This window comes from Halolamina sp. C58 (genome assembly GCF_051195095.1).
Taxonomy (GTDB): Archaea; Halobacteriota; Halobacteria; order Halobacteriales; family Haloferacaceae; genus Halolamina.
Genome location: NZ_JBNTJY010000001.1, coordinates 314,177 through 330,098, shown reverse-complemented (window position 1 = coordinate 330,098; position 15,922 = coordinate 314,177). Strand labels below are relative to the sequence as shown.

Here is a 15,922-nt window from a genome sequence, read left to right as displayed (position 1 = left end):
GTTTATGCCCATCTCGCGGCAACGAAACCGTATGGAGCTATCACGCCGGAAAGTCGGTGCGCTGACAGTCGCAGGGATCGCGGGGCTGGCGGGCTGTAGCGGTTCGACGAGTTTCAGCGCCGAGTACGCCGTTACCGACCCCGGGGACACCGGGTACGAACAGACCGGCCAGCGACAGCCGACGATGACCCGGACGTTCGCGGGACAGGAGGTCGAGGTGACGAACACGGTGACGGAGTACCGGAAGCAGATCGACCTCGGCCCGCTGGGGAGCTCCGACATCGGCGTGTTCGCGGCGTTCACCTCGCCGCAAGTCGAACTCGCCGGGCAGTCGTTCAACCCCATCTCGAACATCGACGCCGGCGAACTCGTCCAGCGCTTCCAGCAGCGGTTCGACAACATGAACGACGTGAGCCGGGAGTCCGAGGAGGAGGTGGAGATGCTCGGCGGCGCCCGGACGGTGACGAAGTTCTCCGCGACGGTGACCGTCGACGGCAACGAGGTGCCGGTGTTCATCCTCGTCGCGAACTTCAACCACGAGTCCGACGTGGTCGTCCCGATGGGGATCTTCCCGCAGGAGCGAGAGGACGAGGAGGGACCGAACATCCGCCAGCTGATGTCGAACCTGAGCCACCCCGCCTGAGGCGGCGGTCGAAGGGGCGACAAGCTTTATCGGCCGTCGGGTCCCAATCCGGAGCATGGTCGAAGCGTTCGTCCGCCTACTGTGTCCGGAGTGTAACAAGGAGTGGGAGTCGAACCCGACGGATCTCCCAGAGTCCGACCAGAACCTCAGCTGCCCGGACTGCCACGCGACCCGGCGGCTCGCGCAGTTCATGCGGACCGACCGCGACCTCGAAGTCGTCCAGCAGTTCGAGTAACGCCGCGCCGTCCGCTTTCTCCGCCCGCTCAGTCCCGGATCGCCGCCATGTGGTCGATCCGCGACTGCACCAGCTCTTCGGTTCCCACGTCCTCACGGACCCGCAGCCCATCGCCCGCTGCCTCGAGCGCATCGGCCGCGAGCGCCTCCGCGGTCGGGATGTCGTCGGCGACGCCGACGACCGCGAACGATCGGGAGGTCGTCGTGAACAGCCCGTCCTCGCGGTCGTCGACGGAGGCGTAGAACAGCAGCGCGTCGCCGCCGTGTGCGTCGGCGGCGGCTGCGACCGTCGACTCGTCGACCTCGATCTCGCTGCCTGCGTCGGGGTCGGTCGGGTAGCCCGCCGGGACGGCGTACTTACACACCGTCGCGCGGTTCGCGAACGCCGGCTCCGGCAGCGACTCGCCGTCGCGGGCGGCGGTCACGATATCCAGCAGGGGGGTCTCCATCACGGGCAGGACGTTCATCGCTTCGGGGTCGCCGAAGCGGGCGTTGAACTCCACCACCTTCGGCCCCTCGACGGTCAGCATGAACTGCCCGTACAGCACGCCCGTGTACTCGGGAAGCGCGTCGACGGTAGCCTCCAGCACGCTCGCGGCGCTGTAGTACTCCTGTGGCGTCATGAACGGAAGCGTCGCCCCGGCGTCGGTGTAGCTCCCCATCCCGCCGGTGTTCGGCCCTTCGTCGCCCTCGTAGGCGCGCTTGTGGTCCTGCACGGCCGGCGTCAGGCGCATCTCCCCGTCGTGGACGAACGCTTGGACGGTGAACTCCTCGCCGACGAGGCGTTCCTCGATCACCCACTCGTCGTGATCGCTCCCCCGGACGTACTCGGCAGCTTCGGCGTGGGTCACCTGATCGCCGGTGACGCGGACGCCTTTCCCGCCGGTGAGCCCCGTCGGCTTGACCGCCACGTCGCCCTCGACGCGTTCGACGTACGCCGCGGCGGCCTCGGCGTCGTCGAACGTCTCGAACTCGGGCGTGCCCGGGATCTCGTGTTCGGCCATGAACTCCCGCTGGTAGGCCTTGTCAGTCTCGATCCGGGCGGCCTCGGCGGTCGGGCCGAACGTGAACACGCCGGCGTCGTTCAGCGCGTCGGCGACGCCGGCCGCGAGGGCGGACTCCGGCCCGATCACTGCGGCGTCGGCGCCGATGCTCTCGGCGTACGCGACGATCGCATCGGTATCCCCCTCGTCGGCGATCTCGGTTCCGGCCGCGAGCGACGCGATCCCCGGGTTCCGGTTGCTGGCCAGCGCGTACACCTCGGCGTCGGGCGCCAGCGCACGCGTGATCGCGTGTTCGCGGCCACCCCCGCCGATCACCAGCACGGTCTCGGACATGGGCGGAGGATATGAACACGGGAGTGTAAAGGTTCCCTTCCCACCCCGTGTCGAAATACACGAACGCGGATATCTACAGGATGCGTTTGCCGAACGCGCTGGCCGCGAGTTCGACCGCGAGCTCCGCAGTCTCGTTGTGCTGGTCGAGCGTGGGGTTGACCTCGACCAGCTCCATCGAGCGCATGCCGCCGTCGGCGGCGACCTGTTCCATCGCGTGGTGGGCCTCGCGGTAGTCGACGCCGCCCCGGACGGGCGTCCCGACGCCGGGGGCGATCGTCGGGTCGAGCCAGTCCAAGTCCAAGCTGACGTGGTAGCCGTCGGTGCCGTCGCCGGCGACCGCGAGGGCGTCGTCGACCACCTCGTCGAGGCCTCGGTCGTCGATCTCGGACATCGTGAACGCGCTGATCTCGCTGTCCCGAAGCAGTTCACGCTCGGCGTCGTCGACCGAGCGCAGGCCGACGATCGCGACGTTCTCCGGCGAGAGCGACGGCGCGTTGGCCCAGTCGACGCCTTCCCACTCCTTCACGCCGAGCAGTGCCGCCAGCGGCATCCCGTGAACGTTGCCCGATGGCGTCGTCGTCGGCGTGTTGAGGTCGCCGTGGGCGTCGAACCAGACGGCGCCGATCTCGGCGTCGGCTGCCGAGCCGGAGACGGTGCCGATAGCGATCGAGTGGTCGCCGCCCAACACCAGGGGGGTAGCGCCGTCGGCGATCGATCCGCGAACCTCCTCGGCCAGCCGGCTGCAGACGTCCTCTGTCTCCCGGAGGAACCGGGCTTTCCCCTCGCTGGGCGTACGGTAGTGAGCGTCACGCTCCTCGGCACGGGGAACGAGGAGGTCCCCCGCGTCCTCGTCGTCGACCCCGGCCTCGGAGAGTCTCTCACTCAGTCCGCCGTAACGGATCGCCGACGGCCCCATGTCGACCCCCCGCCGGTCCTGCCCGTAGTCCGTCGGCGCGCCGATGATCCGCACCGACTGCTGACGCTTCTCGGAGTTTTCGGACATACGCGCCGGTACGCCACCCGTGGGGTTAGCTTCCCGGGGTTCAGTCCGGCAGTCGATCCCGGCCGGTTCTTTCTGCTGGGGTCGTTCGGCAACGCTCCACCACGAAGTTCGATATTGCGGTATAGAGTTTACAAGTCGCCGCAGCGTCACGGGACCTCGGCCGAACAGCATCAGTTCACCGCTGGGCGAGGAGTTAAGCGGCCGCCGGCCTCGGGTGCTGGCGTGAAACAACGGCTGTTCGACGACGTCGACGACCTCGCCGACCGGATGGACGAGCTCGCGGTCGATCTCTGGGAGCACCCGGAGCTAGGGCTCCACGAGGAGCGTGCGAGCAGGCTGCTCAGGGAGACCCTCGTCGACGCAGGGTTCGAGGTCACTGCCGGCGTCGGCGACATGCCGACGGCGTTCGTCGCGAGCTACGCTGCCGGAGACGGACCGACGATCGGCATTCTCGGCGAGTACGACGCGCTCCCCGGGCTCTCGCAGGCGGTCACGACGGAACGCTCGCCGATCGAAGCTGGCGAACCGGGCCACGGCTGCGGGCACAATCTGTTCGGAACGGCGGGGGTCGGCGCCGCTATCGCCGTCGCCCGGGCGCTGGACCGCGGCGACGCCGACGGGGAGGTCCGGTTCTACGGCTGTCCCGCCGAGGAGACGCTGGTGGGCAAGACGTTCATGGCCCGTGACGGCGCGTTCGACGACCTCGCGGCCGCCGTGACGTGGCACCCGAGCGATCACACCGCGCCACAGCGTGGCAGCTCACTCGCGATGGACTCCCTCTCGTTCACCTTCGAGGGTGAGAGCGCCCACGCCGCAGCGTCGCCCGAATCCGGCCGGAGTGCACTCGACGGCGTCCAGCTGCTCAACACGGGCGTCGAGTACATGCGCGAACACGTCCCGGAGGCGGTGCGCGTCCACTACAACGTCCAGGAGGGCGGGAACGCGCCCAACGTCGTCCCTGCGGAGGCGTCGGTCTGGTACTTCGTTCGTGCGCCGACGCGAAGCGGGGTCGAACGCGTCACCGAGTGGCTGCGCGAGATCGCGACGGGCGCGGCGACGATGAGCCGGACCGCTGTCAGCGAACGCTACTACACGGGCGTCCACCGGCTCGTCTCCAACTCGGCTATCGCCGACACGTTCCGGGAGAACATGGCCGATCTCGGGCCCGTCACGTTCGACGAAGACGAACGCGAGCTCGCCGCCGAGCTCCAGGAGACGTTCCCCGACGGCGCGATCGAGGACCGAATCGCGGAGTTCGAGCCGCCACACGACGACGCGGCCGCCGACGCCGCGCTGTACGGCGAACCCATGGACGCCTTCGACGAGGGCGATCCCGGGGGCGGGAGCACCGACGTCGGCGAAGTGAGCCAGATCACGCCCACCGCACAGTTCCGCGCGACGACGTGGGCGCTGGGCACGCCCGGACACTCCTGGCAGGCCGTCGTCGCGAACGGCGACTTCGGCCGGACGGCGCTGCCCTACGTGGCGAAACTGCTCGCCGGTTCGACGCTCGACCTGCTGACTGACGGGGAGCGACTCGCCGCCGCACGCGAGGAATTCGAACGCGAAGTGGGCGAGTACGAGAACCCCCTCCCCGCGGACGCGGAGCCGCCGTTCGAGCTCACACGATGATCGACGTTGACGGGACCACGATAGTTCCGACTACAGATCGACGTTGGAGGTACCGAATAACGAATATCGACAATTCCGGTGCACATATGCGGAAGGGAACCGGTACCGCACTAGAGGATTAGTGCCCTAATCCCTGTTACCGGTACGTTGATGTGCTCGGCGGCGGACGCTCGATCCATGGCCGAGGACGCCGACAGCGAGACGGTGCAGGTCAAGACGCGGGTGCCCGCCCACCAGCGCGACCAGTGGCGAGAGGCCGCCGACGAGCTCGGAATGAGCCAGAGCGAGTTCGTCCGGACGATGGTCCAGGCGGGCCGGAACGGCTTCGAACCGGCCGACGAGCCGGGGGGAACGAGGAACCCCGAGGAAGGCAGTTCTTCGGACTCGAACCCCGGGGGAGACGGCCTCGAAACGCGTGTCCACGAAGTCCTCTCGTCGGAGGAGGCGGTCGGCTGGGACGAGTTGGTCGACGCGGTGCTGGGCGACTTCGAGGACCGTCTGGATCGAATCACACAGGAGTCGGAGGCGATCCGCTACAGCGGCAGGGACGGAGGGTACGTGCTCGATGGCGAGTAGGTCTCCCGACGCCGAGGTGGCCGACCCAGTCGACTACTACCTCGAGGACATGGAGATGCACGGCCGGGCCGAACGCACCCGCGACGCCTACGAGCGGGTGCTTCGGGGGTTCGCCGAGTTCCTCGAGGGACGGGCCACCGATCCCGGATCCGCCGGCCACCGGGACTGTCTGGCGTGGCTTCACTCCCTTCGGTCGGAGCTCTCGCCGAGCACCGTCGCCACCTACGCCACGACGGTCAATCGGTTCTACGACTACATGACCCGGGTGGGCGCCTTCGAGGAGAACCCCATGGCGCTGGTGATGGAGGAGATGGACGAGTCGATCGAGAAGGATCCCGAGCGGCGGGACGTCGACGTGGCGACCATGGGGGAGTTCCTCGGCCGGATCTCTCACCCGCTCCACCACGCGATCGTCCTGACGCTGTTGAAAACCGGGATGCGCGTGGGCGAGCTCTGTAACCTCGACTGTCGGGATCTGCGGCTCTCCGAGCCCGGGCTCGAACGGTACGGCCTCGACGGCCGGCCCCAGCTCGACGGGCGTGGTGACGCGATATACGTCGACAGCGCGCCCGCACGCGGGGAGGAGTACAACGGCGAGGTGCGCGAGGAGTCGAACAAGCGCAAGCGGTCGACGGTGATCCCCGTCGACGACGAACTTCGGCGCGGACTCCGTCGCTGGCTGGCGATCCGGCCGGACACGCCGTCAGCGGCGGAGCCGCTGTTCGTCTCGACCGCGGGCGACTGGGGCGAACGACTCACCGCACGCGCGGTCAGACACTACGTCCGGAGGTACGCCGAGGAGATGGGCTGGTACGAGCCCGGCGCGGGCGCCGGCGAGAACGTCACTCCCCACTACTTCCGGCACTTCTTCACCACACACCTCCGCGATCGCACCGGCGACCGCGGCGTCGTGAAGTACCTCCGCGGGGACGTCGCCAGCGACGTGATCGACACCTACACCCACAACTGGGGGGACCAGGTTCGGGAGACGTACGTCGCGAACATCTACCGGTTCGACTGATCGACGAGCGGAGCGCGACGGCTCTGCGACTTGTAAACTCTATTTCGCGATATCGAAAACGTCGGGGAAGGATTCAACTTCGCCCCGCCACGAGAGGGCCCATGCCCTCCCGCAGAGCCTTCCTCGCAGCCTCGGCCGCAACCGTGGGACTCGCCGGATGTCTGTCAGGAGAGCTCCCGAACGGTGAGCTCGGTAGCGTCGACGGCGAATGGCGGATGGACGGCCACGATGCCGGCCACACGCGGCGTGTCGACAATGGTCCCAGCGACCCCGCCACGGTCTGGGGACGAGAGCTCGACGGCGTCCGGGCCGCCGGGACACCCGCGCTCGCCGACGGGCGGCTGTACGTGCCGGCCGACGCTGTTTCGCCGGAGTCGCGGTCGTTCCACCGTCTCTACGCCCTCGACGCGTCGACCGGCGAGACACGCTGGTGGGCGCCATCGCGGATCGACCTCAACGGGGCGCCGGGAGTCGTCGGGGAGCGTGTAGTGGTGACGGGGAAACGATCGCTCGAACGCGGTCGGGTGCTCTGTTTCGGATCGCGGTACGGCGAGGAGGAGTGGCTGTACGACGTGGACGCGCGGCTCACCGCACCGCCGACCGTCGACGGCGGCGTCGCGTACGTTCCGGACTGGAGCGGAACCGTCCACGCGCTGTGGGTCGCGGACGGGTCGGTTCTGTGGTCGCAGCAGATCGAGGACACCACCCAGCGGGGGAGCACGACGTTCACGACCCCGGCCGCGGTCGACGGCGAGACGCTGTACGTCGGTTCGAACTCGGGAGCGACCGGCATCGTCGCGTTGGATATCGACGACGGCGGGGAGCGATGGCGCGCGGAGACCGAACCCGTGACGGCCGGGCCGGTCGTCCACGGGGATCTACTCGTGGTGCAGAGCTACGGGCTCGTGATCGCCTACGGGACCGACGGCGAGCAGCGATGGGTGTTCAACGTCCTCGACAGCGGAAATCGGCCGATAGCCGTCGACGACGAGCACGTGTACGCCACCGGCCGCGAGACGCTGTACGCGATCACACACGACGGCGAGGAGTCATGGCGGTACGAGCGGGACGGACGGGTCGGGGCGCCCACGGTCGTCGGCGACAGCGTGCTCCTCACCGGAGAGGGGCGGATTACTGCGCTCTCGGCGGCGACCGGGGGCGAACGGTGGTCCGTAACGCCCGGCGGTGGAGGCGACGCCGTCGTCTCCCCGGGGGCGCTGTTCGTCACCGGGGACAGCGGTCGACTGCTGGCGCTGGGCGAGTGAGCGACTGCGGGAAGGGACGCTGCCGGGTCAGGCGATGTCCCGGGAAGTGTCGATGTTGACGCTCTCGGCCAGCCGGAGCTTGATCGGCTCGGAGAGCGCCTTCCCGCCGCGGAACTTGGGGATCACGAGGCGGTTCTCCACCTCGGCGTTGGTGACGGTCGTCCGCAGGTCGAACACGACATCTGCGACGTGGGCGGTCAGGTCGCGGTGGTTCGGCACGTCGACGCCGTTCAGCCCGTGGAGGATCGCGACGCCACCGGTGTTGACCATCACGGTCTGGAGCTCGTTGAGGAAGCGCCGGTAGCGACCCCGATCGTAGCGCTCCAGCGCGTCGACCACGTCGACGATCAGCGTCGCTTCCTCGGGCAGCGTGCCGATCAGGCGGTTCGCCCGGTCGAGCGGCGCGTCGCCGCCCACGTCACGGACCGTCGGATCGCCCGTTCGGGTGGTCGTCCGGTCGATCGCGTCGACGACGGCCTGATCTGACCGGACGGTCGTGAGGTAGAGAGTCTGCCGCTCGGCGGTGAGTTCGTAGAGGAACAGCTCCGACTGGCTGGCGGGCTCGGCGGAGAGCAGCACGATCGAGCCCGCCGGGAGTCCGCCCTCGATCTCGCGATCGAGGACGTTGATGCCGGTCGAGAGCCGTCTCGCCATGGACACTGGTACTCGTTTGTGAACCAAAAGCGTTCCGTGCAGCTACAGCCACTCACGACGATGTCGTCACGTCGAGAAGTGCAGTCGCGGCCGCCTCGTACCGCTCGCGAACTCGCCGGTCGTCGAGTGGTCGGCCCGCGGCGTCGGGAACCACACCGAGGAGCGGACAGCCGAGCAGCTCCGCCGCGTTCGGCGGGCGGGCGAGGGTGCGGGTGAGGACGGCGCCGACGACGGGGGTGCCGACCGCACGGGCCATCGACGCCGTCTTGGCAGCGTCCCGGAGCGCCGGCGCACAGGCGGTGCTCACCAGCACGATGCCGTCCGCGAGCCGGAGCGGCGTCGCGGCGTCGACGCCCGCACCGGCGGGGGTGTCGACGAGCGTGTGGCCGTCGCTCTCTCGACTGCGGAGGCGTGCGAGCCGCTGCTCGACCGACTCGGGAGTGTCCGCCGGCGTGGGGAGGACACGACAGTCGTGTGCCGAGCAGGGGTGAGGCCCCTCGTCGGCAGGCACGCCGGCGAGCGCGTGGAGGTCCGGCATGTCGCAGTCGGCGTCGACGACCAACGGGCGGTCGGGGAGGGCGGCGGCGAGGCCGAGCGCGGTCGTCGTCTTCCCGACACCGCCCTTGCCGCCGGCGATCGCGAGCATGGGGCTACTGGTCGCGGTCTCCGACAAAAGGTCTCGGTCGCGATTCGTCCTGACAGACTGCGACTCTCCGCGTCGCGGTCAGTCCTGACAGCAGCCGCCGGCTTCGCCGCCGAAGTCGACGACGAGTTCCGAGGAGATCGCGTCGTTCACGGCGTCGAGGCGTGCCTGGAACGCCTCCTGTGCTTCGAGGAACTCCGCCATCTCCGGCAGCGAGTGGAGTTCGTGCTGGGCCTGCCGGACCTCGTCGACGAGCTCCTGATCGGCCTCGCCGGTCTGCCGGGCGGTCGTGAGCTCGGCCCGGAGCGACTCGAACTCGTCGATGCGCCGCTGGGCCTCCTCACTTTCCTCGACGGCGCGTTTGGCTGCCTCGAAGCGCTCGTACTCGTCGGTGGCGGCGATGCGTTCGCCGAGCTCGGCACCGAGATCCTCGACGGTCTTGGCGACGCTCATACACGGGGTTGGTGACGGGCAGATTTAGGGCTACCGACCGCGGCCCCGGTCCGCTACCGGCGGCTGGTTGGGGCGCAGTCCGGCTCCCCGACTACGCGGGACGGGCTAGTCGTGCTGGTCGACGAACTCCTGCACCGCATCGAGCTCGTCCGGGCCGATCCCGTGGCCCCCTTCGAACGTGCCGAACGTCACGTCGGCGCCGGCCTCGCGCATCCCCTCGGCGGCCGCCTCCGAGCGGCTCGCGGGGATGATCTGGTCGGCCGCGCCGGCGGCGACGAACACGGGCTTGCCCTCGATCCCGTCCGGCGAGCGGTCGGCGTGGGACTCCGCGAGGTAGCCGTGGTGGGCGGCGACCCACGCGAACGTGTCGGGCCGTTCGAGCACCGTCGAGAGGCTGGTGATCGCACCCTGACTGAACCCCAACAGGCCGAGGCTGTCCGGGTCGAGGTCGTAGGCGTCGACGGCGGCATCGACCGACTCGGCAACCACGTCGAGGCTCCGGCGGAACCCATCGGGGTCGGGCTGGCTCGACTCGAGCCCGCCGCCAGAGAGGTCGAGATCGTACCAGGTGTAGCCGCCGCGCAGCCGGTCCGGCGCGCGGAAGCTCACGATGTGGCGGTCGCCGGGCAGGCGGTCCGCGACGGGGAGGAGGTCCTGCTCGTCGGCGCCACGGCCGTGGAGGACGAAGACGGCGTTACCGGTGTCGCTGTCGGGTTCGCGGTGGACGTGTTCGAGCGGGATGTCGGTCATTACGTGAACGTTGGCGGGGGAGCGGTTTGAAGCTCTCCTTCGTGACACGGATTCTGAGTCGGTAGGTACCGGTTCTCGAACGGCGGTGTAGCGACGAAACTGGTCAGCAACACCGTGAAAGCCCCAATTCGCTCCGGTCCCGCGACTCGCTGCGCTCCTCGGCTCGCTTCGCTCGCCTGCGGTGCTTGCGTCGTCGGGGTTTCCGGAGCGAACTGCCCCTTTCAGTCCCGCCCGCACAGCCCACACGCCTCCCCAGCCGACTCACTCGCTCACTGCGTTCGCTCGTTCGTCCCTCGCGCTCGGGTCGCGCACGGAGGCGCGACCGCTTCGCGCCACAGCACTGGCAGTTCACATCTCTTCGCGACGGACAGCCAGAACGGAATTTGGTAACGAGGTCCATCCAACACCGAGACTGCCGGACCACCGGGTTGATAAGCGACCCAACACAGCCAAGACGTATGGACGAGGAGGTCCCGGACCAGTACGACCCGCGGGCGGTGGAGGACACCGTCTCGGCGTACTGGGACGACCACGACGCCTACGAACGGACCAAGGAGGCACACGCCGACGACCCGCCATTCTTCTTCGTCGACGGCCCGCCGTACACCTCCGGGCAGATGCACCTCGGGACGGCGTGGAACAAGACCCTCAAGGACGCCGTCATCCGGCGCAAGCGGATGGAGGGTCACCACGTCACCGACCGGCCGGGGTACGACATGCACGGCCTGCCCATCGAGACGAAAGTCGAGCAGGAGCTCGGCTTCGACTCCAAGCAGGACATCGAGGAGTACGGGATGGAGAAGTTCATCGAGGAGTGCAAGCGGTTCGCCGTCGAGAACCGCGAGAACATGGACGAGGACTTCCAGTCCATCGGCGTCTGGATGGACTGGGAGAACCCCTACCAGACGATCTCGCCGGAGTACATGGAGTCCGCCTGGTGGGCGTTCTCGCAGGCCCACGACAACGGGCTGGTCGAGCAGGGGAAGCGCTCGATCACGCAGTGCCCGCGGTGTGAGACCGCGATCGCGAAGAACGAGGTGGAGTACCACCAGGTCGAGGACCCCTCGATCTACGTGCAGTTCCCGCTTGCCGACCGCGAGGGCAGCCTCGTCGCGTGGACGACGACGCCGTGGACCGTGCCCGCGAACACGTTCGTCGCCGTCGACGAGGCCGCGACGTACGCGAAGGTGCGCGCCGAGAGAGACGGCGAGACGGACGTGCTGTACCTCGCGACCGACTGCGTCGAGGACGTACTGAAGAAGGGTCGGTACGACGAGTACGAGATCGAGGCGGAGCTCCCCGGCGAAGCGCTGATCGGCTGGCAGTACGACCACCCGCTGGCCGAGGAGGTGCCCGACCACCCCTCCTTCGTCGGCGCCGGCGAGGTGTACCACGCCGACTACGTCGAGACCGACCGCACCGGGCTGGTCCACTCCGCGCCCGGCCACGGGCAGGAGGACTTCGAGCGCGGCGACGAACTCGGGCTGGACATCTTCTGTCCCGTGGAGAGCGACGGCGTGTACGACGGGCGCGCCGGCAAGTACGCCGGCCAGTTCGTCCGCGACGCCAACGAGGAGATCATCGACGACCTCCGGGAGAACGGCTACCTGCTCGCTCACGAGACGTACACCCACGACTACGGGCAGTGCTGGCGGTGTGACACGGACATCATCTTCCTCGCGACCGAGCAGTGGTTCGTCACCGTCACCGACGTGAAGGAGGACCTGCTCGAGAACATGGAGGACAGCGAGTGGCACCCGCCGGAGGCCCGGGACAACCGCTTCCGGAACTTCATCGAGGACTCCCCGGACTGGAACGTCTCCCGGCAGCGCTACTGGGGGATTCCGATCCCGATCTGGACGCCCGAGGACAGCACGACCGAGGAGACCACCGAGGAGGACTGGATCGTCGTCGGCACGCGCGAGGAGCTCGCCGACCGCGCCGATCAAAACGTGGCGGCCGACGAGCTCGACCTCCACCGGCCGACCGTCGACGACCTCACGATCACCGAAGACGGCACGACCTACACCCGCGTTCCGGACGTGTTCGACGTGTGGCTGGACTCCTCCGTCGCCTCGTGGGGGACGCTGGACTTCCCCAGCGAGGACGAGCAGTTCGACGAGTTCTGGCCCGCCGACGTGATCGTCGAGGCCCACGACCAGACCCGCGGCTGGTTCTGGTCGCAGCTGGGCATGGGCACCGCCGCGGTCGATCAGGTCCCGTACGACGAGGTCGTGATGCACGGGTTCGCGCTGGACAGCGACGGCCGGAAGATGTCCAAGAGCCTCGGCAACATCGTCACGCCCCACGAGGCGATCGAGGAGGTCGGTCGCGACCCGCTCCGGGCGTACCTGCTCCAGCACGACCAGCACGGCGCGGACCTGCGCTTCGAGTGGGACGGGCTCGACGAGATGCAGTCGACGCTCAACATCCTCTGGAACGTGTTCCGGTTCCCGCTGCCGTACATGGAGCTGGACGACTACGATCCCGGCGAGGCCGACCTCGATGATGGGGAACTCAGCCTCGTCGACGAGTGGGTGCTCTCCCGACTCCAGACGGTCGAACAGGAGACCGAGGAGGCGTGGGAGGAGTACGCCGTCCACGACGCGCTCAACACGCTGCTCGACTTCGTCACCGAGGACGTGAGCCGGTTCTACGTGAAGGCGATCCGGGAGCGCATGTGGGAGGAGAGCGACTCCGCGAGCAAGCGCGGCGCGTACGCGACGCTCTCGACCGTCCTCGACGAGGTCGTCCGCCTGCTCGCGCCGTTCACGCCGTACCTCGCCGACCGGATGTACCAGACGCTCGACGGCGAGGCCGACACGGTGCACATGCTCGCGGCGCCGACGCCGGACGACGAGTGGCACGACCCCGAACTGGAGCGGAACATGGCTGTGCTCCGCGAGGTGGAGGAGGCCGCCGCAAACGCGCGCCAGCAGGGCGGGCGGAAGCTCCGCTGGCCCGTGCAGGAGGTCGTCGTCGAGACCGACGACGAGACGGTCGCCGACGCGATGCGCGACCTCGAGGACCTCTTCCTCGAGCGTGTGAACGCCCAGCAGCTCACGGTTACCGACCAGTACGAGGACTTGGTCGAGATCGCGGACCCGCAGATGAGCGTGGTCGGTCCGGCGTTCGGCGGCGACGCGCAGGACGTGATGGCTGCCGTCCGCGGCGAGCCCCGCGAGGCAGTCGAGGACGGCGTCGAAGTGAACGGCGAAGTCGTCGAACTCACCGACGAGATGGTCGAGTACGACGCCGAACCGCCCGAACACGTCTCCGGTGCCGAGTTCGACGGCGGCAGCGTCTACGTGAACACCGAACTCACCGAAGAAATCGAGCGCGAGGGGTACGCCCGCGACCTGATCCGACGGGTGCAGGAGACCCGCAAGCGGCTCGATCTCGACGTGGAGGAGGAGATCCGCGTCGCAGTCGAGATCAACGACGAGCGCGTTGCCGGGTTCTTCGACGACCGCCGCGATCTGGTGGCCGAGGAAGTCCGGGCCGCCGAGTTCGTCGACGTGAGCGAGATCGACGAGGACCACGGGCTCGTCGAGGAGTGGGAGATCGAGGGCGTCACGGTGACGATCGGCGTCGAGCCGGTCGACGGCTGAACGACGCGCCCCCAGCTACGAACCTTTTTGACCGATACCGGGACCAGCCCGTGGCGTGACCTGAACACTGCGGCGCGACGAACACGGCCGGAGTTCGGAGCCCGTCGCGCCGACCAGCCCGCTCCGACTGTTCGCTACTCGCTGACCACGTCGCTGTCGGCCGGTCCGACCGCGCCGAACTCGCGAGCCAGTTCGTCGAGTCGCTCGGGATCGCCCGCACCCGGTAACGATTCCTCGGCAGTTCGGCAGCGCTCCTCGACGCCCAACCCCTCACAGACGCGATCAGCCACGGCTTCGGCCATACGCCGGTAGGTGGTGAGCTTCCCGCCGACGACGCTGACCAGCCCCGGTGCAGCGTCGTGAGCGACGACCGCGAAGTCCCGCGAGATGCCCCGCCCATCACGAGCGAGTTCGTCCGGTTCGTACAGCGGTCGGAGCCCCCAGTAGGTGCGCTCAACCGTCGCGTCCCCAAGCGCCGGCAGCATCGCGGCACACTCCGAGAGCGTCCGCTCTACCTCCCAGTCCTCGCGGTCGAACGTGTCGGGATCGTCGACGGCGACGCTGGTCGTCCCGAGAACCGCCTGCTCGCCGTGGGGGACGACGATGTCGCCGTCGGCCGGCTCGCGACACCGATTGAGAACCGGGGCGAGTTCCGAGTAGTCGACGGCCACCATCACGCCCCGGGTCGGGCGCATCTCCAGTTCTGCGCCGGCCATCGCGGCGACCTCGCCCGCCCACGGGCCCGCCGCGTTCACCACCGAATCGGCGGCGATCGTGGGGCCGCCGTCGACGCGAACAGCGAGGCGCTCGGAGTTCGCACCGGCGTCGATATCGGCGACCGGCGATCCGGTGTGGATACTCGCGCCGTGGTCACGGGCGCTCGCCGCTGTCGCGGCCACGAGCCGTGCGGGGGAGACGACGCCGTCGGGAACGGCGAACCCCTCCTCGACACCTTCGGCGATTCCGGGAACCCGATCGCGGATATCGCCGGGGTCGAGACGCGCCGGCTCCATTCCGATCTCCCGACAGGCGTCGAGCTTCCGGTCGAAGTACGCCGGGTCGTCGTCCGCGAGGCGGACGAACAGCCCGCCGGACTCGGCGACACAGCCGGGGGCGATCTCGCGGAGGGTTCGATTCTCCCGTAGACAGTCGGCGGCTCCTTCGGGGTCGGACTCGGCGTACCGCGCGCCGCTGTGGAGCACGCCGTGTGAGCGTCCCGACGTACCGGCGTTGAGTCCCGTGCCGCGTTCGAGCAGCGCCACGTCGACGCCACGCATCGCGAGGTCGCGAGCGACGCCGACGCCGGTGGCACCGCCGCCGATCACGGCTACCTCCGTCTCGACAGTCATCGACGGAGTTCGGTCGTGCCGCGACTTCAGCGTTCCCGCTCGGACCGAAAGAGTCGACTCCCGCGCGGCCCGAACGGGACGTGTGCACGTCCACGTGAACGCCGCCCAGAGCGTCGACGGGAAGCTCTCGACACGCGAGCGCGAGCAGGTGGCGATCTCCGGCCCGGCGGACTTCGACCGGATGGACGAGCTCCGTGCGGGCGTCGACGGCGTGCTCGTCGGGGTCGGAACCGTACTGGCGGACGATCCCGGGCTGACCGTCAAGGAGGCCGACCGACGCACCCGGCGGGAACGCGACGGGGAGCCGGCGAACCCCGCCCGCGTGGTCGCGGACTCCCGCGCACGGACGCCGCCGGACGCGGAGCTGCTGGACGACGCAGCCGCGACGTACGTGCTCGTGAGCGAGGACGCCGACGACGCGGACGTGGCGGCGCTCTCGGCGGCCGGCGCGACCGTGATCACGGCGGGGTCGGGACGGGTCGACCTCGCCGCGGCGTTCGACCGCCTCGAAGCACACGGCCTCGAGCGCCTGCTCGTCGAGGGTGGCGGCGAACTCATTTTCTCGCTGTTCGAAGCCGGCCTCGTCGACCGGCTGACCGTCTACGTCGGCTCGGTCGTGATCGGTGGCCGTGACGCGCCGACGCTTGCGGACGGGGAGGGGTTCACCGATCCGGACTCCTTCCCGCAGCTGTCGCTGACTGACGTGGAGCAGCTCGACGGCGGCGTCGTGTTGACGTACGACGCCTGAGTA

The 15,922-nt window shown here is 69.0% G+C and carries 15 protein-coding genes; 8 read left to right on the top strand and 7 right to left on the bottom strand.

The genetic code is table 11. From position 1 onward, the window contains the following. Window positions 1-31: 31 nt before the first annotated feature. Together ACQUSM_RS01855 and ACQUSM_RS01850 are read left to right on the top strand one after the other, a co-directional pair. On the top strand, window positions 32-643 hold the full coding sequence (locus tag ACQUSM_RS01855) for a DUF6517 family protein (protein WP_435115182.1): 612 nt from the start codon (window positions 32-34) through the stop codon (window positions 641-643). Window positions 644-698: 55 nt separating this feature from the next. Further along, window positions 699-878, top strand: a complete 180-nt coding sequence (locus ACQUSM_RS01850; protein ID WP_435115181.1) for a hypothetical protein — start codon at window positions 699-701, stop codon at window positions 876-878. A 28-nt stretch (window positions 879-906) separates the two neighbouring features. On the opposite strand, the gene purD is transcribed toward ACQUSM_RS01850, so the two are convergent. Both purD and rocF read right to left on the bottom strand, forming a co-directional pair. Beyond that, window positions 907-2,214 (bottom strand): phosphoribosylamine--glycine ligase, encoded by a 1,308-nt coding sequence (gene purD / locus ACQUSM_RS01845; RefSeq protein ID WP_435115180.1) that lies wholly within the window; start codon window positions 2,212-2,214, stop codon window positions 907-909. A gap of 73 nt (window positions 2,215-2,287) precedes the next feature. Continuing rightward, a complete protein-coding gene (gene rocF, locus ACQUSM_RS01840) occupies window positions 2,288-3,217 on the bottom strand; it encodes an arginase (RefSeq protein ID WP_435115179.1) in 930 nt (309 codons plus the stop codon). A 267-nt stretch (window positions 3,218-3,484) separates the two neighbouring features. On the opposite strand from rocF, the gene ACQUSM_RS01835 reads away from it, so the two are divergent. The 4 genes from ACQUSM_RS01835 to ACQUSM_RS01820 all read left to right on the top strand — a co-directional run bounded on the left by ACQUSM_RS01835 (window position 3,485) and on the right by ACQUSM_RS01820 (window position 7,711). Further along, entirely contained in the window at window positions 3,485-4,849 is a 1,365-nt protein-coding gene (locus ACQUSM_RS01835) for an amidohydrolase (protein ID WP_435118257.1), read from the top strand. Between the two features lie 177 nt (window positions 4,850-5,026). Continuing rightward, window positions 5,027-5,425, top strand: a complete 399-nt coding sequence (locus tag ACQUSM_RS01830) for a DUF5805 domain-containing protein (RefSeq protein ID WP_435115178.1) — start codon at window positions 5,027-5,029, stop codon at window positions 5,423-5,425. After that, window positions 5,415-6,446, top strand: a complete 1,032-nt coding sequence (locus tag ACQUSM_RS01825) for a tyrosine-type recombinase/integrase (RefSeq protein ID WP_435115177.1) — start codon at window positions 5,415-5,417, stop codon at window positions 6,444-6,446. Before ACQUSM_RS01830 ends, ACQUSM_RS01825 begins: the two co-directional genes overlap by 11 nt. Window positions 6,447-6,547: 101 nt before the next feature. Next, a complete protein-coding gene (locus tag ACQUSM_RS01820) occupies window positions 6,548-7,711 on the top strand; it encodes a PQQ-binding-like beta-propeller repeat protein (RefSeq protein ID WP_435115176.1) in 1,164 nt (387 codons plus the stop codon). A gap of 27 nt (window positions 7,712-7,738) precedes the next feature. Here the strand turns inward: ACQUSM_RS01820 and ACQUSM_RS01815 are convergent, their stop codons facing one another. The 4 genes from ACQUSM_RS01815 to ACQUSM_RS01800 all read right to left on the bottom strand — a co-directional run bounded on the left by ACQUSM_RS01815 (window position 7,739) and on the right by ACQUSM_RS01800 (window position 10,211). After that, window positions 7,739-8,365: an RAD55 family ATPase gene (locus tag ACQUSM_RS01815; protein ID WP_435115175.1), complete on the bottom strand. Its 627-nt coding sequence runs from the start codon at window positions 8,363-8,365 to the stop codon at window positions 7,739-7,741. A 52-nt stretch (window positions 8,366-8,417) separates the two neighbouring features. Further along, window positions 8,418-9,011 (bottom strand): MinD/ParA family ATP-binding protein, encoded by a 594-nt coding sequence (locus tag ACQUSM_RS01810; RefSeq protein WP_435115174.1) that lies wholly within the window; start codon window positions 9,009-9,011, stop codon window positions 8,418-8,420. Window positions 9,012-9,089: 78 nt separating this feature from the next. Continuing rightward, a complete protein-coding gene (locus tag ACQUSM_RS01805) occupies window positions 9,090-9,461 on the bottom strand; it encodes a YlbF family regulator (protein WP_435115173.1) in 372 nt (123 codons plus the stop codon). A gap of 105 nt (window positions 9,462-9,566) precedes the next feature. After that, entirely contained in the window at window positions 9,567-10,211 is a 645-nt protein-coding gene (locus tag ACQUSM_RS01800; protein WP_435115172.1) for an alpha/beta hydrolase, read from the bottom strand. 458 nt (window positions 10,212-10,669) lie between these two features. On the opposite strand from ACQUSM_RS01800, the gene ileS reads away from it, so the two are divergent. Continuing rightward, complete coding sequence (ileS, locus tag ACQUSM_RS01795) at window positions 10,670-13,822, top strand: isoleucine--tRNA ligase (protein ID WP_435115171.1); 3,153 nt, start codon at window positions 10,670-10,672, stop codon at window positions 13,820-13,822. Window positions 13,823-13,956: 134 nt separating this feature from the next. Here the strand turns inward: ileS and ACQUSM_RS01790 are convergent, their stop codons facing one another. Beyond that, the gene (locus ACQUSM_RS01790) at window positions 13,957-15,171 is read right to left on the bottom strand and encodes an FAD-dependent oxidoreductase (protein ID WP_435115170.1); all 1,215 of its coding nucleotides are present in this window, start codon (window positions 15,169-15,171) and stop codon (window positions 13,957-13,959) included. A gap of 82 nt (window positions 15,172-15,253) precedes the next feature. Here ACQUSM_RS01790 and ACQUSM_RS01785 point away from each other — a divergent pair, with 82 nt between their 5' ends. Next, a complete protein-coding gene (locus tag ACQUSM_RS01785; RefSeq protein WP_435115169.1) occupies window positions 15,254-15,919 on the top strand; it encodes a 2,5-diamino-6-(ribosylamino)-4(3H)-pyrimidinone 5'-phosphate reductase in 666 nt (221 codons plus the stop codon). The last annotated feature ends 3 nt before the right edge of the window (window positions 15,920-15,922 follow it).